Source organism: Streptomyces sp. CA-278952 (assembly GCF_028747205.1).
Lineage (GTDB): Bacteria > Actinomycetota > Actinomycetes > Streptomycetales > Streptomycetaceae > Streptomyces.
In genome coordinates this window covers 7,031,724-7,050,580 of sequence record NZ_CP112880.1, presented here as the reverse complement: position 1 = coordinate 7,050,580, position 18,857 = coordinate 7,031,724, and the positions used below count along the sequence as shown (strand labels likewise).

Below are 18,857 nucleotides of genomic sequence, written 5' to 3'. Positions count from 1 at the left end.
GAAATTAACCAACACCGGATGAAAACACGGCCGTTCGTTATTTCAGAACTAACACAGTGGACGCGAGCAACTGAGGACAAGCCCTCGGCCTATTAGTACCAGTCAGCTCCACCCGTTGCCGGGCTTCCACATCTGGCCTATCAACCCAGTCGTCTACTGGGAGCCTTAACCCTTCAAGAGGGTGGGAATACTCATCTCGAAGCAGGCTTCCCGCTTAGATGCTTTCAGCGGTTATCCTTTCCGAACGTAGCCAACCAGCCATGCCCTTGGCAGGACAACTGGCACACCAGAGGTTCGTCCGTCCCGGTCCTCTCGTACTAGGGACAGCCCTTCTCAATATTCCTGCGCGCGCAGCGGATAGGGACCGAACTGTCTCACGACGTTCTAAACCCAGCTCGCGTACCGCTTTAATGGGCGAACAGCCCAACCCTTGGGACCGACTCCAGCCCCAGGATGCGACGAGCCGACATCGAGGTGCCAAACCATCCCGTCGATATGGACTCTTGGGGAAGATCAGCCTGTTATCCCCGGGGTACCTTTTATCCGTTGAGCGACAGCGCTTCCACAAGCCACTGCCGGATCACTAGTCCCGACTTTCGTCCCTGCTCGACCCGTCGGTCTCACAGTCAAGCTCCCTTGTGCACTTACACTCAACACCTGATTGCCAACCAGGCTGAGGGAACCTTTGGGCGCCTCCGTTACTCTTTAGGAGGCAACCGCCCCAGTTAAACTACCCATCAGACACTGTCCCTGATCCGGATCACGGACCCAGGTTAGACATCCAGCACGACCAGAGTGGTATTTCAACGACGACTCCACAACCACTGGCGTGGCCGCTTCAAAGTCTCCCACCTATCCTACACAAGCCGAACCGAACACCAATATCAAACTATAGTAAAGGTCCCGGGGTCTTTCCGTCCTGCTGCGCGAAACGAGCATCTTTACTCGTAGTGCAATTTCACCGGGCCTATGGTTGAGACAGTCGAGAAGTCGTTACGCCATTCGTGCAGGTCGGAACTTACCCGACAAGGAATTTCGCTACCTTAGGATGGTTATAGTTACCACCGCCGTTTACTGGCGCTTAAGTTCTCAGCTTCGCCACCCCGAAAGGCAGCTAACCGGTCCCCTTAACGTTCCAGCACCGGGCAGGCGTCAGTCCGTATACATCGCCTTACGGCTTCGCACGGACCTGTGTTTTTAGTAAACAGTCGCTTCTCGCTGGTCTCTGCGGCCACCCCCAGCTCAAGCAGCAAGTGCTATCACCAGTGATGGCCCCCCTTCTCCCGAAGTTACGGGGGCATTTTGCCGAGTTCCTTAACCATAGTTCACCCGAACGCCTCGGTATTCTCTACCTGACCACCTGAGTCGGTTTAGGGTACGGGCCGCCATGAAACTCGCTAGAGGCTTTTCTCGACAGCATAGGATCATCCACTTCACCACAATCGGCTCGGCATCAGGTCTCACCCTTGATGTGTGACGGATTTACCTACCACACGGGCTACACCCTTACCCCGGGACAACCACCGCCCGGGCTGGACTACCTTCCTGCGTCACCCCATCGCTTACCTACTACAAGTCTGGTTCATCGGCTCCACCACTACCCTCAACTCCGAAGAGATCGGGCCGGCTTCACGGACTTAGCATCGCCTGATTCAGTACTGGGCGTTTCAAAGCGGGTACCGGAATATCAACCGGTTGTCCATCGACTACGCCTGTCGGCCTCGCCTTAGGTCCCGACTTACCCTGGGCAGATCAGCTTGACCCAGGAACCCTTAGTCAATCGGCGCACACGTTTCTCACGTGTGTATCGCTACTCATGCCTGCATTCTCACTCGTGAACCGTCCACAACTCGCTTCCGCGGCTGCTTCACCCGGCACACGACGCTCCCCTACCCATCCATACGGGCGTTGGCCCTATGTGTATGAATGACACGACTTCGGCGGTACGCTTGAGCCCCGCTACATTGTCGGCGCGGAATCACTTGACCAGTGAGCTATTACGCACTCTTTCAAGGGTGGCTGCTTCTAAGCCAACCTCCTGGTTGTCTCTGCGACTCCACATCCTTTCCCACTTAGCGTACGCTTAGGGGCCTTAGTCGATGCTCTGGGCTGTTTCCCTCTCGACCATGGAGCTTATCCCCCACAGTCTCACTGCCGTGCTCTCACTTACCGGCATTCGGAGTTTGGCTAAGGTCAGTAACCCGGTAGGGCCCATCGCCTATCCAGTGCTCTACCTCCGGCAAGAAACACACGACGCTGCACCTAAATGCATTTCGGGGAGAACCAGCTATCACGGAGTTTGATTGGCCTTTCACCCCTAACCACAGGTCATCCCCCAGGTTTTCAACCCTGGTGGGTTCGGTCCTCCACGAAGTCTTACCTCCGCTTCAACCTGCCCATGGCTAGATCACTCCGCTTCGGGTCTAGAGCGTGCAACTCAATCGCCCTATTCGGACTCGCTTTCGCTACGGCTTCCCCACACGGGTTAACCTCGCTACACACCGCTAACTCGCAGGCTCATTCTTCAAAAGGCACGCAGTCACGACTGCATGTGCAAGCACATACAGCGACGCTCCCACGGCTTGTAGGCACACGGTTTCAGGTACTATTTCACTCCGCTCCCGCGGTACTTTTCACCATTCCCTCACGGTACTATCCGCTATCGGTCACCAGGGAATATTTAGGCTTAGCGGGTGGTCCCGCCAGATTCACACGGGATTTCTCGGGCCCCGTGCTACTTGGGTGTCTCTTAAACGAGCCGTTGATGTTTCAGCTACGGGGGTCTTACCCTCTACGCCGGACCTTTCGCATGTCCTTCGCCTACATCAACGGTTTCTGACTCGTCTCACAGCCGGCAGACCGTGAAAAAGAGATCCCACAACCCCGCATGCGCAACCCCTGCCGGGTATCACACGCATACGGTTTGGCCTCATCCAGTTTCGCTCGCCACTACTCCCGGAATCACGGTTGTTTTCTCTTCCTGAGGGTACTGAGATGTTTCACTTCCCCTCGTTCCCTCCACACTGCCTATGTGTTCAGCAGCGGGTGACAGCCCATGACGACTGCCGGGTTTCCCCATTCGGAAACCCCCGGATCAAAGCTTGGTTGACAGCTCCCCGGGGACTATCGTGGCCTCCCACGTCCTTCATCGGTTCCTGGTGCCAAGGCATCCACCGTGCGCCCTTAAAAACTTGGCCACAGATGCTCGCGTCCACTGTGCAGTTCTCAAACAACGACCAGCCACCCATCACCCCACCCATACAGGCGAGTTCACTGGGGCCGGCAACCGAAGGACAGACTCAAACGAGCCCGTACCCTCAGATACCCAACAACGTGCCCGACACAATCAACCCGTTCCCGTTTTCCACGCCGAAGCAGTACTAACGAAACCGTGCTCATCGTGCCGAATAGTCAACGTTCCACCCATGAGCAACCAGCACCGAACATTCGCCGGTGTACTGGCCTCTGACCAAGCGAACTTGGTAAGAAGTGCTCCTTAGAAAGGAGGTGATCCAGCCGCACCTTCCGGTACGGCTACCTTGTTACGACTTCGTCCCAATCGCCAGTCCCACCTTCGACAGCTCCCTCCCACAAGGGGTTGGGCCACCGGCTTCGGGTGTTACCGACTTTCGTGACGTGACGGGCGGTGTGTACAAGGCCCGGGAACGTATTCACCGCAGCAATGCTGATCTGCGATTACTAGCAACTCCGACTTCATGGGGTCGAGTTGCAGACCCCAATCCGAACTGAGACCGGCTTTTTGAGATTCGCTCCGCCTCGCGGCATCGCAGCTCATTGTACCGGCCATTGTAGCACGTGTGCAGCCCAAGACATAAGGGGCATGATGACTTGACGTCGTCCCCACCTTCCTCCGAGTTGACCCCGGCAGTCTCCTGTGAGTCCCCATCACCCCGAAGGGCATGCTGGCAACACAGAACAAGGGTTGCGCTCGTTGCGGGACTTAACCCAACATCTCACGACACGAGCTGACGACAGCCATGCACCACCTGTATACCGACCACAAGGGGGGCACCATCTCTGATGCTTTCCGGTATATGTCAAGCCTTGGTAAGGTTCTTCGCGTTGCGTCGAATTAAGCCACATGCTCCGCTGCTTGTGCGGGCCCCCGTCAATTCCTTTGAGTTTTAGCCTTGCGGCCGTACTCCCCAGGCGGGGAACTTAATGCGTTAGCTGCGGCACCGACGACGTGGAATGTCGCCAACACCTAGTTCCCAACGTTTACGGCGTGGACTACCAGGGTATCTAATCCTGTTCGCTCCCCACGCTTTCGCTCCTCAGCGTCAGTAATGGCCCAGAGATCCGCCTTCGCCACCGGTGTTCCTCCTGATATCTGCGCATTTCACCGCTACACCAGGAATTCCGATCTCCCCTACCACACTCTAGCTAGCCCGTATCGAATGCAGACCCGGGGTTAAGCCCCGGGCTTTCACATCCGACGTGACAAGCCGCCTACGAGCTCTTTACGCCCAATAATTCCGGACAACGCTTGCGCCCTACGTATTACCGCGGCTGCTGGCACGTAGTTAGCCGGCGCTTCTTCTGCAGGTACCGTCACTTTCGCTTCTTCCCTGCTGAAAGAGGTTTACAACCCGAAGGCCGTCATCCCTCACGCGGCGTCGCTGCATCAGGCTTTCGCCCATTGTGCAATATTCCCCACTGCTGCCTCCCGTAGGAGTCTGGGCCGTGTCTCAGTCCCAGTGTGGCCGGTCGCCCTCTCAGGCCGGCTACCCGTCGTCGCCTTGGTAGGCCATTACCCCACCAACAAGCTGATAGGCCGCGGGCTCATCCTTCACCGCCGGAGCTTTTAACCCCGTCCCATGCGGGACAGAGTGTTATCCGGTATTAGACCCCGTTTCCAGGGCTTGTCCCAGAGTGAAGGGCAGATTGCCCACGTGTTACTCACCCGTTCGCCACTAATCCACCCCGAAAGGCTTCATCGTTCGACTTGCATGTGTTAAGCACGCCGCCAGCGTTCGTCCTGAGCCAGGATCAAACTCTCCGTGAATGTTTACCCGTAATCGGGTGCACACATCACGAGAGCGGAACAACCGGTCGGAATAAGACCCGTTGTTCTCAGCGTCCTCGCTGTGTAATTGCCTGCCGCCACCCACGAGGAGCGGAACGACAGGACTTTCAAAGGAACCACCAACCTGCCGAAGCAGGCCGGGGTATCAACATATCTGGCGTTGACTTTTGGCACGCTGTTGAGTTCTCAAGGAACGGACGCTTCCTTCGGTCCCGTTTCACCGGGGCCCTCCGGGCGCTTCCCTTCGTTTACTTCTTTGTCTTGCTGTCTTGCGTTTCCGACTCTATCAGACTCTTTCGTGTCCGATTCCCGGTCGAAGCGGGTCTCTCTTTTCGCTTCCAGGTAATTCGCTTTCGCGTTTTCCCTTTCGGCGAGTCCGACTCTATCAGGCCTTTTCTGTCCCTCTGACCACGTCCTGCGGGCATGCCGAAGGAAGGTTCAAGGTTAGAATCTGGGCTTGAAGGTCGCCGCCGACCCCCGACTCAAAGTCGCGTTGGGGTCAGGCAGGAGTACGACAGTACAGGCCGCCGGGGATCGAGGCAAATCGTTTCTGGTGTGCCCCTAGGTCCGCCAAGCGGTAGGTCTCGGGCGGAACCGGGACTTCATATGACTTACTCTGCTGAGCAGTACGCCGTCCCCCATCAGTCGCGGCGGCGACACCTGAATCTCCACCCCCCTGGGAGGCTCCCCATGACCAACGTGACGTCCCCTCTTGCTGGACGCGCCATCGGACTCGCCGCGGTTCCCGACCCGGTCTTCTCGGGCGCGATGGTCGGTCCCGGCACCGCCATCGACCCCGTACGTGAGCCCTCCGAGGCGGTGTCCCCGGTCGACGGCATCGTCGTCTCCCTGCACCCTCACGCGTTCGTCGTCGTCGACGCGGATGGGCACGGGGTCCTGACGCACCTCGGCATCGACACCGTCCAGCTCAACGGCGAGGGCTTCGAGCTCCTCGTGAACAAGGGGGACACGGTGACCCGGGGCCAGAGCATCGTGCGCTGGGACCCGGTCGCCGTCGAGGCCGCCGGCAAGTCACCCATCTGCCCGATCGTGGCCCTGGAGGCCACCGCCGAGTCGCTCTCCGATGTCCGTGAGGACGGGGACGTGAAGGTCGGCGACCCGCTGTTCGGCTGGCAGTGACGCCTCGGGCGCAGTGACAAGCCAGTTGCACAACCACCGCGGTGACTCGGTCGCCGCACAACCGGAGACGGGTGAAATGGAGACAACGCTGCGAGGCGTCGGCGTGAGCCACGGTGTGGCCATCGGCGAGGTTCGGCACATGGGTACGGCGGTGCTGGAGCCGCCCGCCAAATCGATTCCCGCCGAGGAGGCCGGTCGCGAACAGGGGCGCGCCAGGCAGGCGGTGGAAGCGGTCGCCGCCGATCTGATCGCGCGGGGCAACCTGGCCGGCGGTGAGGCACAGCACGTGCTCGAGGCGCAGGCCATGATGGCTCAGGACCCCGAGTTGATGTCCGACGTCGATCGTCGCATCGCCGTGGGCAGCACCGCCGAGCGTGCGGTGTACGACGCGTTCGCCGCGTACCGGGCGCTGCTCGCCAATGCCGGGGAGTACCTGGCGGGGCGGGTCGCGGACCTCGACGACGTGCGGAACCGGATCGTGGCGCGGCTGCTCGGTGTGCCGATGCCCGGGGTGCCGGACAGCGACGAGCCGTATGTGCTGATCGCGCGCGACCTCGCGCCGGCCGACACCGCGCTCCTCGACCCGACGCTGGTGCTCGGCTTCGTCACCGAGGAGGGCGGGCCGACCAGTCACAGTGCGATCCTGGCGCGGGCGCTCGGCGTTCCCGCCGTGGTGGCGCTGCCCGGCGCCGGTGAGCTGGCCGAGGGCACGGTCGTCGCGGTGGACGGCAGCACGGGCGAGATCTTCGTCGACCCGAGCGACGAGAAGCGCGCCGAGCTGGAGAGCGCCGCCGCCGCTCGTAGGGCGGCGCTGTCCGCCTCGACCGGTCCCGGCGCCACGTCGGACGGGCACAAGGTGCCGCTGCTCGCCAATGTCGGCGGTCCGGGCGATGTGCCCGCGGCGGTCGAGGCGGGGGCGGAGGGTGTCGGGCTGTTCCGCACCGAGTTCCTGTTCCTGGACGACAGCAAGCAGGCTCCTTCCGAGGAGAAGCAGATCGCGGCCTACCGCGCGGTGCTGGAGGCGTTCCCCGAGGGGCGGGTCGTCGTGCGCGTGCTGGACGCCGGCGCCGACAAGCCGCTGGACTTCCTGACGCCGGCCGACGAGCCGAACCCGGCGCTCGGCGTCCGTGGGCTGCGGAGCCTGCTCGACCACCCCGAGGTGCTGCGTACCCAGCTGACCGCGCTGGCGAAGGCCGCCGAGGGGCTGCCGGTGTACCTGGAGGTCATGGCCCCCATGGTGGCCGACCGTATCGACGCCAAGGCGTTCGCGGACGCGTGCCGCGAGGCCGGGCTGCGGGCGAAGTTCGGCGCGATGGTGGAGATTCCGTCCGCCGCTCTGCGGGCGCGGTCGATCCTCCAGGAGGTGGAGTTCCTGTCGCTGGGCACCAACGACCTGGCGCAGTACACCTTCGCGGCCGACCGCCAGGTGGGCGCGGTGTCGCGGCTCCAGGACCCGTGGCAGCCGGCGCTGCTGGATCTCGTGGCGATGTCCGCCGACGCGGCTCGTGCCGAGGGCAAGAGCTGTGGCGTGTGTGGTGAGGCGGCGGCGGATCCGCTGCTGGCGTGTGTGCTGACGGGTCTGGGTGTCACCTCCCTGTCGATGGGCGCGGCGTCCCTTCCTTATGTGCGGGCCACGCTGGCCAAGTACACGCTGGCGCAGTGCGAGCGTGCGGCGAACGCCGCTCGGGCGGCGGACTCGGCCGAGGAGGCGCGCAGCGCCGCTCAGGCTGTGCTGTCCGGCGAGTAGCCGGGATTTCGCAGGTCGAGGAGGGGCTTTCCGCCGGGTGGCGGGAAGCCCCTCCTGCTGTGTGGCTGGGGCGTGTCAGTGGTGGGGCTCCGTCGGGTCTGCACCGATGTCGAATCCCGCGCAGTACTCCACGCCGGATTCCGGGGAGACGGGCTCTCCGGTGTCCGCGTCGGTGCAGTAGGCGTTGAAGACCTCGCCCGCGGTGAGCGGGGCGAGGGCTCCGTGGGCCAGGCGCCAGCCGTGGACGCGGTCCGGGCTGTCGGGGGCGCTGGTGCGCAGGACGACTCCCCCGCGCGATTCCAGGGCGATGGCCACCGCGAGGACGGTGGCGAACTCCGCGCCCTCCGAGCTGTCGAGGCGGGCCGGTCCCGTGGTGTCGCGATGGGTGTGGAGCACGGCCAGGAGTTGGTCGTTCTCCGTCGGGGTGCTGCACACCAGGTGGTGGGTGCCCGGTCCGGCCGCTTCCAGCAGGCGCGTGAGGAGGTGCGAGGCGCGGTCGAAGGCCGCGCGTCCGATGTCCTGGCCGCAGTCGGCGCAGGTGCCGAGGTCGGCGAGGAGGAGGGTGGCGTACTCCCAGGTGGCCTGGCGGACCGCTCGGGAGACGAGGACGGGGATGAGGTCGCTCAGGCGTTGGCCGGTGTAGGCGACCGTGGCTCCGGCGGCGGCGATCTCGGCGGTGAAGCGGCTGCGGCTGGCTCCGGTGTCGGCGTCGAGGCCTGATTCGGCGCAGAACTCCGCGTAGTCCTCCGGGTCGAAGAGGGCGACGGTGGTGTGCACGCCTTGGGCGGCGAGCGCTTTGAGCAGGCCTTCGACCTGCTGGAGATAGACGGTGTGGTCGTCGAAGGTGAAGGTGCGGTAGCGCCGCATGGCCGCGAAGTCCTGTGCGTCGGTGAGGAGGCCGATCGTGCTGGGTGCTTCGCGGCGCAAGGTGCGTCGCATGGTGGCGCTGTGCTTCGTGTGGTGGGTGGTGGTGTTCTCGGTGGTGCTGTTCTCGGTGTGGCCGGTCTGCGCCATGTGTCCCCCTGTGCGCGGTGAATGCTTGCTCACTCAGAGTAATCAGGGGGACTGACAAGCGGGCTGACCAGCGGCCTAGCGGTTTCGGTTCGCGGCCAGTTCGGCGTAGAAGTGGAGGAGGTCGAGGTTGTCGACGGAGCCCGGGTTGACCGCCTTGGCCAGCTCGGTTCCCTGGAGGAGGCGCTTGACCGGAACCTCGATGCGCTTGCCGGTGAGGGTGTGCGGGATGGCGGGGACCTCGATGACCTCGTCCGGTACGTGGCGTGGGGAGAGGTTCTCGCGGATGGTCCGCTTGATCGCGTCCCGCAGCTCGTCGTCGAGGGTCGCGCCGTCGGCGAGGTGGACGAAGAGCGGCATCCAGTAGCCGCCGTCGGGTTCTTCGAGGCCGATGACGAGGGATTCGCGGATCTCGGGGAGCCGTTCGACGGCCTCGTAGATGTCGGCGGAGCCCATGCGGACGCCCTGGCGGTTCAGAGTGGAGTCGGAGCGGCCGTGGATGATCACCGAGCCGTGGTCGGTGAGGGTGATCCAGTCCCCGTGGCGCCAGACGCCGGGGTACATGTCGAAGTAGCTGTCGTGGTAGCGGCTGCCGTCGGGGTCGTTCCAGAAGCGGATCGGCATGGACGGGAGGGGGTTGGTGACGACGAGTTCGCCGACCTCGCCGATGAGGGGTTCGCCGGCCGGGTCCCAGGACTGGAGGTCGGTGCCGAGGCAGGGGGCCTGGAGTTCGCCGATGTGGACGGGGAGGGTGGGGACGGCTCCGGCGAAGCAGCTGCAGACGTCGGTGCCGCCGCTGACGGAGGCGATCCAGAGGTCTTCGGCCACCTCGTCGTGGAGCCAGCGGAAGCCGTCGGGCGGGAGCGGTGATCCGGTGGTGGCGACGCACTGGACGCGGGAGAGGTCGAAGTCGCGGCCGGGGTGGACGTCGGCCTTGCGGCAGGCCATGACGTACGCGGCGGAGGTGCCGTAGAGCGTCGCGCCGGTCTGTTCGGCGACCCGCCACTGGGCTTGGACGTCCGGATAGCCGGGGCTGCCGTCGTACAGGACGACGGTGGTGCCGGTGAGGAGGCCGGAGACGAGGAAGTTCCACATCATCCAGCCGGTGGAGGTGTACCAGAAGAAGCGGTCCTCGGGTCCGAGGTCGCAGTGCAGGCCGATCTGCTTGAAGTGTTCGAGCAGGATGCCGCCCTGGGACTGGACGATGGCCTTGGGCAGGCCGGTGGTGCCGGAGGAGTAGAGGACCCAGAGCGGGTGCTCGAAGGGGACCTGTTCGAAGACCGGCTCGGTGTCGGCGGAGGTGAGGGCGGCCCAGGCGAGCGCGCCTTCGGGGGCGTCGGTGCCGAGCAGCGGGATGTGGACGACGGCGCGCAGGGTGGGCAGTTCGCGGCGGAGTTCGGCGACGGTCTCGGTGCGGTCGTGTTCCTTGCCGCCGTAGCGGTAGCCGTCGACGGTGAACAGGACGACGGGTTCGATCTGCTGGAACCGGTCGAGGACGCTGCGGGCGCCGAAGTCGGGGGCGCAGGAGGTCCAGATGCCGCCGACGGCCGCGGTGGCGAGGAAGGCGACGACGGCCTGCGGGATGTTGGGAAGGTAGCCGCTGACGCGGTCGCCGGGGGTGACGCCCAGCGCGCGGAGTTCGGCGGCCAGCGCGCCGACCTGACGGCGGAGTTCGGCCCAGCTGACAGGGGACTGGGTGTGGGTCTCGTCGACGTACAGCAGGGCGGGGGTGTCGGCGCGGGCCGGGTCCTCCGCGGTGCGCAGGGCGTGTTCGGCGTAGTTGAGGGTGGCGCCGGGGAACCAGGTGGCGCCGGGCATCGCGCGGTCGCCGAGGACGCTCTCGTACGGCGTGGAGAAGCGGATGTCGAACCACTCGGCGACGGCCTGCCAGAAGCTGTCGAGTTCGTCGACGGACCAGCGGTGCAGGGCCGCGTATCCGCCCTCGGCCGGGGCGCCGTACCGGGTCGCGGCCCAGTTCTGGAAGCGGGTGACGGCCGCGGCCTCGATGCGGTCGGGGCCGGGCTGCCAGAGCGGGGCGTCGGGCGTGGCTGCGGTCATGAGGGCTGCTCCCTGGCTGTACGGGTACGCGGGGTGGGCGTGTCGGCGCCGCACGGGCCGGGATGTGCGCGTGAGCGGCTGACACGGACGATGCCATGTGATCGTCTTCGGCACCAGGGTGGCCCCTCCGTCAGGAGTTCCGCCCTTCTCCGGCCGGCATGGGTGAACGGGAGTTGAACGGGAGGTTCTGCGGGTCGGGCGGGTGGCAGGGTGTGCGCCATGGACGGTCGTGACCTGGTGCGTCGGGTGAGGTTGGTCGGTTCGGTGCGGGGGCTGCGCACGGTGCGTTCGGCGTGGCGGCGGCGGTCCGCGGACGCGGCGGCGCTGCCGCCGCGGGGGGTGGAGCGGGCCCGGGTGCCCGGTGCGCTGACGGGTGCGGAGCCGGGCCCGGGTGGGGGTGTGGTGCGGTTCGCCCGTTCGGAGCTGCGTATCCGTGTGTCGGTGGGCGGTGCGGTGTTCTGGGCGTGGGACGGGGCGGAGCCGCTGCCGTCGTACGCGGTGGCGGGTGAGGCGCCCGCGCCGGATCCGCGGGCGGTGCTGGAGCCGGACAAGGACGGCGGCTGGCAGGTGGTGTCGGAGCGGCTGACGGTGGTGGTGTCGCGGACCGGGGCGGTGGAGCTGCGGACGCCGGGCGGGTTGCTGTTGCGGCGGGAGCTGCCCCCGCGCTGGTGGGAGCCGGCGGGCGGGGGGCCGGTGCGGTGGGTGCAGCGCTCCGAGGTGCCGGCGGACGCGCGGTTCTTCGGGCTGGGGGGCCGGGCGGGCGGGCCCCGGTTGCGGGACGGGGTGTACGGGCTGTGGAACACCGATCCGGGCGGGCGTTTCGGTCCGGGGGACGATCCGCTGTATCTGACGATGCCGGTGCAGGTAGTGGTGTCGGACGCGGGGACGCATCTGGTGTTTCACGACAACAGCTGGGCGGGACGGGTGGTGCTGCGGGAGGGCGAGGAGGGCGCCGGTTCGGGGCATGACCGGCCGGGCGCCTGCGAGGTGCGGATGGAGGGCGGGCCGCTGCGCTGCTGGGTGGTGGCGGGGACGCCGGCCCGGGTGCTCCAGGGCTGGACGGCGCTGACGGGCGCGCCGGCGCTGCCGCCGTCCTGGGCGCTGGGGCCGCAGCATGCCCGGTGGGGGTTCGGCAGCGAGGTGGAGGTGCGGCGGGTGGTCGACGGGTACCGGGAGCGGGGGCTGCCGCTGTCGGTGCTGCATCTGGACATCGACCACTACGACGCGCATCGGGTGTTCACGGTGGACCGTGCGCGGTTCCCCGCGTTGCCGGCGCTGGCGGAGGAGCTGCGCGAGGACGGGGTGCGGCTGGTGTCGATCGTGGATCCGGCGGTGAAGGCGGAGCCCGGCGACGCGGTGTTCGACGCGGGGGCGGCGGTCGGGGAGCGGGGGGCGTACGTCCGGGACGCGCGGGGGCGGGTGGTGGTCGGGGAGGTGTGGCCGGGGGCCTCGGTCTATCCGGACTTCACTGATCCGCTTGTGCGGAATTGGTGGGGATCTCTGTACGAGGAACGGCTTGCGCAGGGCTTCTCGGGGGTCTGGCACGACATGAACGAGCCGGTGTCGTTCGCGGCGTTCGGGGATCCGTCGCTGCCGCGTTCGGCCCGGCATGTGCTGGAGGGCGCGGGTGGTGATCACCGGGAGGCGCACAACGTGTACGCCCTGGCGATGGCGAGGGCGGGTTATGAGGGGCTGCTCCGGTTCCGTCCGGAGGAGCGGCCGTTCTTGTTCTCGCGGTCGGGCTGGGCGGGGATGCAGAGGTACGGGGGCACCTGGTCCGGTGATGTGTCGACGGGGTGGCCGGGGCTGCGGGCTTCGTTGTCGCTGGTGGTGGGGCTGGGGCTGTGCGGGGTGCCGTATTCGGGTCCGGATGTGGGCGGGTTCGACGGGTTCCCGTCGCCGGAGCTGTATCTGCGGTGGTTCCAGCTGGGGGCGTATCTGCCGTTGTTCCGGACCCATGCGGCGATCGACGCGGGGCGGCGGGAGCCGTGGGAGTTCGGTCCTGAGGTACTGGAGCACGCGCGGGCGGCGCTGGTGGAGCGGGAGCGGCTGCGCCCGTACTTCGTGACGCTGTCGCATGTGGCGCGGATGACCGGCGCGCCCTATGTGCGGCCGATGTGGTGGGGCGCGCCGGGTGACCGGGCGTTGCGGGAGTGCGAGGACGCGTTCCTGTTGGGCGACGCGCTGTTGGTGGCTCCGGTGCTGGAGCCGGGGACGCGGCGGCGGGCGGTGCGGCTGCCCCGGGGGCGGTGGTACGACACGGCGACCGGGCGGGCGTACGAGGGCCCGGGCCAGGTCCTGTTCGACGCTCCCCTGTCGCGGGTGCCGGTGCTGGCGAGGGCGGGCGCGGTGATTCCGGTACGGGGTGCGGACGGCGGCCCGGAGCTGGAGGTGTGGGCGCCCGCGCCGGGGCGTACCGGCGGCGGGCTGGTGGTGCGGGACCCGGGCGACGGGTGGGCGGAGGCGGAGGTCGAGCGGTATGTGACGCGGTGGGAAGGCGACCGTGTGGTGGTGGAGCGGGACGGCGCGGAGGGCGGGGTCGACTTTCCGGTACGGGTGCGGGGGGTGCGGGGGCGGGACAGCCCTTAGGGCCTCTCGTTCGGACCAGGTCGGACCAGGTCGCATCAGGTCGGACCAGGTGGGACCGGGTCGGACCAGGTGGGACCGGGTCGGATCAGGTCGGACCGGGTCGGATCAGGTCGGACCGGGTCGGATCAGGGAGCGGGTCCCGGCGCGTGCGGGGCCGGCGCGTGGGGTCCAGTGGCCTCAGCCGTGGCCGCCCCGACTGTGACGGCCTCAGCCGTGGCGGCCTGCGAACCAGGCGTCGGCCGCCTCCGTGTGCAACGGGAAGGCCAGGGGGCGCGGGCCGTACAGGACGTCGTAGCCGGATGTCTCGTCGGTGGGGACCGAGGGCGGGAGGCTCGCGAGGGGGCGTGCCGGGAGAAGGCCGAAGACCAGGAGGTGGCCGGCGGTGTCGCTGAGGGTGTCGGCGAGACGGACGTCCTCTGCGGCGGCCTCGATGCCGGTCTCCTCGCGCAACTCCCGGACGACCGCCGCACGCCAGTCCTCGGCATGGTCGATGAACCCGCCGGGCAGGGCCGTTCCGCCCTTCTGGGGCTCGATGGTGCGGGTGATGACGACGAGTCCGGTGGAGCGCGGGCCGGTGACGGGTAGCAGGGCGACCGCGACAGGGAGCGGGTTGCGGTAGGCGGTGGTTCGGCAGTGCGCGCAGGTGCGGGGCCAGGCACCCGCGGACGGTAGCGCGGTGTACGGGGCTCCGCAGGTACCGCAGTGGGAATCCCGTACATACCGGGGCGGCTGCGGGACGGCGGTCGGGGAGGGGCTGCTGTCGGGTTCGGACACGGGCGGACTGTATCGAACCGTCCTTCCGGCATTTCGGCCCTTCCGGCTCTCTCCGGCCCTTTCGGCTCTCCGGCCGTCCCTGATTTCCGGGGGAAGCGACGCCGTGTCCTTTCCCGGAGGCCACGAAGCTGATAGACGGTGTGCCCATGACAGGAATGCGTACCGCTCTGCGTGCTCTGGCCGCCACGGCCGCCGCCCTCCTCGCCGTCACCGCCCTCTCCCCCGCGGCGCAGGCGCGCCCCGAACCGAAAGCTCCCGAGGAGTTCGTGGCGCTGCGCTCGGTGGACCCGACGATCATCCAGGAGATGCGTTACACCACGGCGCACACCTTCCTCGGCGAGAGGGTGGACGGATACCGGCAGCCGGTCTGCATCCTGACCCGGCCGGCCGCCCGTGCCCTGCACCTGGCGCAGCGGCGGCTGTTGCCTCAGGGGTACTCACTGAAGGTGTACGACTGCTACCGGCCACAGCGGGCGGTGGACCATTTCGTGCGGTGGGCGAAGGACCTCGACGACCAGACCATGAAGGGGGAGTTCTATCCGCGGGTCGACAAGGACCGGCTGTTCGAGGACGGCTACATCGCGGAGAAGTCCGGGCACAGCCGGGGCAGCACGGTGGACCTGACCCTGGTCCGGCTCCCCGCCCTGCCGACCGGGCCGTACCGTCCGGGCGAGCCGCTGGCCCCCTGCTTCGCGCCGAAGGACGTGCGGTTCCCCGACAACTCGGTGGACATGGGCACGGGTTACGACTGCTTCGACACCCTGTCGCACACGGACGATCCCCGGGTCCAGGGGTCTCAGCGCGCCAACCGGCAGTTCCTGAAGCGGACGTTGAGCGAGGTGGGGTTCGTGAACCTGCCGGAGGAGTGGTGGCACTTCACGTTCAGGCCGGAGCCGTTCCCGGACACGTATTTCGACTTCCCGGTGCACCGCCGCTCGGTCGCCGGGCGCTGACCGAAAACAGTCGCCCCGAGGGGTGGGGAACGGGCGACCGGGACCACCCCCGTGGGCTCCGGCCGCCCGTTCTTCATCTCGGACGCGAAAGCGGCGTGTTCGGTTGCCGATCGGGCGGCTACGGTGCCCGTATGTCACAGCAGACGTTCGATACGTACGAGGAATTCTGGCCGTACTACGTCGCGATGCACTCCCGTGCTGCCACCCGCTGGGTCCATCTCACCGGCACCCTGACCGGGCTCGCGATCTCCGCGTACGGGCTCGCGCGGGGCCGGAAACGCTATCTCGCGGCTCTGCCGCTGATCGGTTACGGCACGGCGTGGCCCGCGCACTTCCTGATCGAGAAGAACAACCCGGCCACGTTCGGGCATCCGGCGTGGTCGCTGCGCGGTGACGCGCAGATGATCCGGACGATGCTCGCGGGCCGGGACGCGGAGTTGGCGGAGACCGCGGCGAAGTGGCTGGCGGAGCACGGCGAGGGCGGGAGTACCGGCGGGGGTGAACACGGGCAGGGCGGGGACGGGCGCGGCTGAGGCCCGGCGCGCCGGGGCGGGTCGGCGCGCCGGGGCGGGTCGGCGGGCCGGGCTCGGCCAGGGTCGGCGGGCCGGACCCCTCGCCGGACGAGGGCGCCCGTGGCACACTTCTGACGTTCCGTCAGATTCAGTGCCGGGAGGGGCTTTGTCGCGCACGCGCATACCCGTGGTGGCCGGTTGGTTCACCGAGGACGCCGCGGAGGAGGATTTCCGGCTGCTGGGCACCCGGTGCTCCGACTGCCGGTCGGTGCACTTCCCCCGGGAGGACGGCCACTGCCGCAACCCGGGCTGCCCCGGCGGCGAGCTGGAGGAGGCTCCGCTGTCGAAGCGGGGCACGGTGTGGTCCTGCACCGACGGGCGCTACCGGCCCCCTCCCCCGTACGTCAGCGACCCCGAGGCGCCCTGGACTCCGTACACCCTGGTCGCCGTCGAGCTGGCCGCCGAGCGCATGGTGGTGCTGGGGCAGGCCGCCCCGGGGGTGGCCGTGGCCGATCTCCCCGTCGGCTCGGTGGTGGAGGTCGTACCGGGTGTCCTGGACGAGGACCGGGCGACGGGAGTCGTGCACACGACCTGGCACTGGCGTCCCGTAGCGGCGGCAGGGGCCGGTTCATGACCGGCGGGAGGGCCGGCGACGTGGCCGTCCTCGGGGCCGGGATGCACCCGTGGGGCAAGTGGGGGCGCGGTTTCGTCACGTACGGGCGGATCGCCGCGCACGCCGCCCTCGCGGACGCGGGCATCGGCTGGCCCGAGGTCCGGTCGGTGGTGGGCGCGCAGACGGTGCGCGGGGGCTATCCGGGGTACGTGGCGGGGGCGACGTTCGCCCGGGCGCTCGGGTGGCAGGGGGCGCGGGTGGCGTCCGTGTACGCGGCCTGCGCCTCCGGGGCTCAGGCGATCGACACGGCGCGGGCGCAGATCCTGGCGGGACTGGCGGACGTGGTGCTGGTGGTGGGGGCCGACGCGGCGCCCAAGGGGTTCTTCGCCCCGGCGGGCGGGGAGCGGCCCGACGACCCGGACTGGTTGCGCTTCCGGGCGCTCGGGGCGACGAATCCGGCCTACTTCGGGCTGTACGCCCGTCGCCGCATGGCGCTGTACGGGGACACCCAGGAGGACTTCGCCCTGGTCAAGGTGAAGAACGCGGCGGCGGGAGCGCTGAACGAGTACGCCCGCTACCGGGTGCCGGTCACCGCCGAGGAGGTCGCCGCCTCCGCGATGGTCGCCGATCCGCTGCGGCTGCTGGACATCTGCGCCACGTCCGACGGAGCCGCCGCCTTGGTGCTGTCCAGCATGGAGTTCGCGCGGCGTCGCGGGGTGCGGGATCCGGTGCGGATCCGGGCCGTCTCCACCGTGACGCCCACGTTCCCGAGGACCGTCCTGGACCTGCCGGACATCGGCACGGACTCGGCGGTGGCGGTGGCCCCCTCCCCCGAGAGCTTCCGCGCCTCGATCGCGCGGACCGCGTACGAGGAGGCGGGGATCGGGCCGGAGGATCTCTCACTGGCCGAGGTCTACGACCTGTCCACGGCCCTGGAGCTGGAGTGGTACGAGGACCTCGGGCTCTGTGGTCCCGGTGAGGGAGCGAAGCTGCTGCGGACGGGGGCGACCGCGCTGGGCGGCCGGGTTCCGGTGAACACGAGCGGCGGTCTCGCCTCGTTCGGCGAGGCCGTCCCCGCCCAGGCCATCGCGCAGGTCTGCGAGCTCACCGGGCAGTTGCGCGGACGGGCCGGGGAGCGGCAGGTACCGGGCGCACGGGTCGGCATCACAGCGAACCAGGGGCTGTTCGGGCACGGCTCGGCGGTGGTGGCGGTGCGCTGAGCGGGCCGCCCCCACCATGTTTTCCCCGCCCTTTACTTGACTGGGCGTCACCGCCGCAGAACACTCGGGGCCCGGTCCGCCGGACGACGTGCGGCCCGTACCCCTGTCGGCGGGGGTACGGGCCGTACGCGTACCGGGGCGCGCCAGGGCATCCCCCGGCTCAGGTGGCGACGGGTTCGCGGGCCCGTGCCGCGCGCTCCAGGGCGTGCTCCACGACCGCGACCAGAACGTCGCGGACGGAGGACCGGTCGCGCGCGTCGCAGACGAGCACCGGGACCTCGGGGTCGAGGTCGAGGGCGGCCTGCACGGTCTCCGTCGGGAACCGCTCCGCGCCCTCGAAGGTGTTGACCGCGACCGTGAACGGGATCCGCCTGCGCTCGAAGTAGTCGACCGCGGCGAAGCAGTCCTCGAGGCGCCGGGTATCGGCGAGGACGACCGCGCCCAGGGAGCCCTGGGCCAGTTCGTCCCACAGGAACCAGAAGCGGTCCTGGCCCGGCGTGCCGAACAGGTAGAGGACCAGGTCCTCCCGCAGCGTGATCCGGCCGAAGTCCATCGCGACCGTGGTGGTGGTCTTGGACTCGACCCCCGCCAGATCGTCCACCGGGCGGCCCGCCTCGCTGAGGCGTTCCTCGGTGCGCAGCGGCCTGATCTCACTGACCGAGCCGACCGCAGTCGTCTTGCCGACGCCGAACCCTCCCGCCACCAGGATCTTCAGGGTGACGGGCTCGACGTGCCGCTGTTTGCGGCGGCTAGAGCGCCCGAAGGCCATTGATAACCTCGCGAAGAATGTTCACGTCCGGCAGCTCGGCCGGTGGAACGGGTCGGGTGACATGCACCAGCTCGTCCTCGACGAGGTCGCCGACCAGGACCCGTACCACCCCTACGGGAAGGTCGAGTTCGGCGGCGAGCTCGGCGATCGACTGAGGCATGTCGCTGCAGAGTTCGACGATCGCCACATGTTCGGGGGCGAGCGTCTCGTCCCGGCCGGGATCGTCGGCGGCCGGTTCCGGCACAACGAGCGCGATCAGGTCGAGGCGGTGACGGGAGGCGCTGCTGGTGCGCCCGCGGGTCATCGCGTACGGGCGGACCACCGGTCCCGCCTCCGCGTCGTACCACCGCGAGACCTGGGGGTCGACGGCCCCGTCCGTGGATCCGGGGCCGGTGCCCCGGGGGGATTCGGCGCTCATGCCCGC

General features: G+C 67.8%; 12 protein-coding genes and 2 rRNA genes. 7 read left to right on the top strand and 7 right to left on the bottom strand.

Features of this window, described 5'->3' with window-relative positions; all coding sequences use genetic code 11:
* Nucleotides 1-72: 72 nt before the first annotated feature.
* Nucleotides 73-3,197 (bottom strand): 23S ribosomal RNA (locus tag N7925_RS31305).
* Between the two features lie 303 nt (nucleotides 3,198-3,500).
* Nucleotides 3,501-5,026: ribosomal RNA gene (locus N7925_RS31300) — 16S ribosomal RNA — on the bottom strand.
* The 16S and 23S rRNA genes sit together here, the layout of an rRNA operon.
* 711 nt (nucleotides 5,027-5,737) lie before the next feature.
* Here N7925_RS31300 and N7925_RS31295 point away from each other — a divergent pair.
* Nucleotides 5,738-6,187, top strand: a complete 450-nt coding sequence (locus tag N7925_RS31295) for a PTS sugar transporter subunit IIA (RefSeq protein ID WP_018960637.1) — start codon at nucleotides 5,738-5,740, stop codon at nucleotides 6,185-6,187.
* A 76-nt stretch (nucleotides 6,188-6,263) separates the two neighbouring features.
* Nucleotides 6,264-7,934 carry a phosphoenolpyruvate--protein phosphotransferase gene (gene ptsP / locus N7925_RS31290; RefSeq protein WP_265602824.1) on the top strand — a complete coding sequence of 557 codons (1,671 nt, stop codon included), beginning with the start codon at nucleotides 6,264-6,266 and terminating at the stop codon, nucleotides 7,932-7,934.
* 75 nt (nucleotides 7,935-8,009) lie between these two features.
* Here ptsP and N7925_RS31285 read toward each other — a convergent pair whose 3' ends face one another.
* Nucleotides 8,010-8,948, bottom strand: a complete 939-nt coding sequence (locus N7925_RS31285; RefSeq protein ID WP_274345836.1) for a hypothetical protein — start codon at nucleotides 8,946-8,948, stop codon at nucleotides 8,010-8,012.
* A 75-nt stretch (nucleotides 8,949-9,023) separates the two neighbouring features.
* Complete coding sequence (locus N7925_RS31280) at nucleotides 9,024-11,003, bottom strand: acetoacetate--CoA ligase (RefSeq protein WP_265602822.1); 1,980 nt, start codon at nucleotides 11,001-11,003, stop codon at nucleotides 9,024-9,026.
* Nucleotides 11,004-11,222: 219 nt separating this feature from the next.
* On the opposite strand from N7925_RS31280, the gene N7925_RS31275 reads away from it, so the two are divergent.
* On the top strand, nucleotides 11,223-13,592 hold the full coding sequence (locus tag N7925_RS31275) for a glycoside hydrolase family 31 protein (RefSeq protein WP_274345835.1): 2,370 nt from the start codon (nucleotides 11,223-11,225) through the stop codon (nucleotides 13,590-13,592).
* Nucleotides 13,593-13,799: 207 nt separating this feature from the next.
* On the opposite strand, the gene N7925_RS31270 is transcribed toward N7925_RS31275, so the two are convergent.
* Nucleotides 13,800-14,366 (bottom strand): NUDIX domain-containing protein, encoded by a 567-nt coding sequence (locus N7925_RS31270; RefSeq protein WP_274345834.1) that lies wholly within the window; start codon nucleotides 14,364-14,366, stop codon nucleotides 13,800-13,802.
* 155 nt (nucleotides 14,367-14,521) lie between these two features.
* Here N7925_RS31270 and N7925_RS31265 point away from each other — a divergent pair, with 155 nt between their 5' ends.
* From N7925_RS31265 to N7925_RS31250, 4 genes are all read left to right on the top strand, one after another.
* The gene (locus N7925_RS31265; RefSeq protein WP_274346582.1) at nucleotides 14,522-15,319 is read left to right on the top strand and encodes a M15 family metallopeptidase; all 798 of its coding nucleotides are present in this window, start codon (nucleotides 14,522-14,524) and stop codon (nucleotides 15,317-15,319) included.
* A 131-nt stretch (nucleotides 15,320-15,450) separates the two neighbouring features.
* Nucleotides 15,451-15,852 carry a DUF962 domain-containing protein gene (locus N7925_RS31260; protein ID WP_265602819.1) on the top strand — a complete coding sequence of 134 codons (402 nt, stop codon included), beginning with the start codon at nucleotides 15,451-15,453 and terminating at the stop codon, nucleotides 15,850-15,852.
* Nucleotides 15,853-15,997: 145 nt separating this feature from the next.
* A complete protein-coding gene (locus tag N7925_RS31255; protein ID WP_265602818.1) occupies nucleotides 15,998-16,465 on the top strand; it encodes a Zn-ribbon domain-containing OB-fold protein in 468 nt (155 codons plus the stop codon).
* Nucleotides 16,462-17,664, top strand: coding sequence for a lipid-transfer protein (locus N7925_RS31250; protein ID WP_265602817.1), 1,203 nt, complete (start codon nucleotides 16,462-16,464; stop codon nucleotides 17,662-17,664). Before N7925_RS31255 ends, N7925_RS31250 begins: the two co-directional genes overlap by 4 nt.
* Before the next feature lie 160 nt (nucleotides 17,665-17,824).
* On the opposite strand, the gene N7925_RS31245 is transcribed toward N7925_RS31250, so the two are convergent.
* Both N7925_RS31245 and N7925_RS31240 read right to left on the bottom strand, forming a co-directional pair.
* Complete coding sequence (locus N7925_RS31245; RefSeq protein WP_274345833.1) at nucleotides 17,825-18,433, bottom strand: GTP-binding protein; 609 nt, start codon at nucleotides 18,431-18,433, stop codon at nucleotides 17,825-17,827.
* Nucleotides 18,414-18,851 (bottom strand): DUF742 domain-containing protein, encoded by a 438-nt coding sequence (locus tag N7925_RS31240; RefSeq protein ID WP_265602815.1) that lies wholly within the window; start codon nucleotides 18,849-18,851, stop codon nucleotides 18,414-18,416. Before N7925_RS31240 ends, N7925_RS31245 begins: the two co-directional genes overlap by 20 nt.
* Between the last annotated feature and the right edge of the window lie 6 nt (nucleotides 18,852-18,857).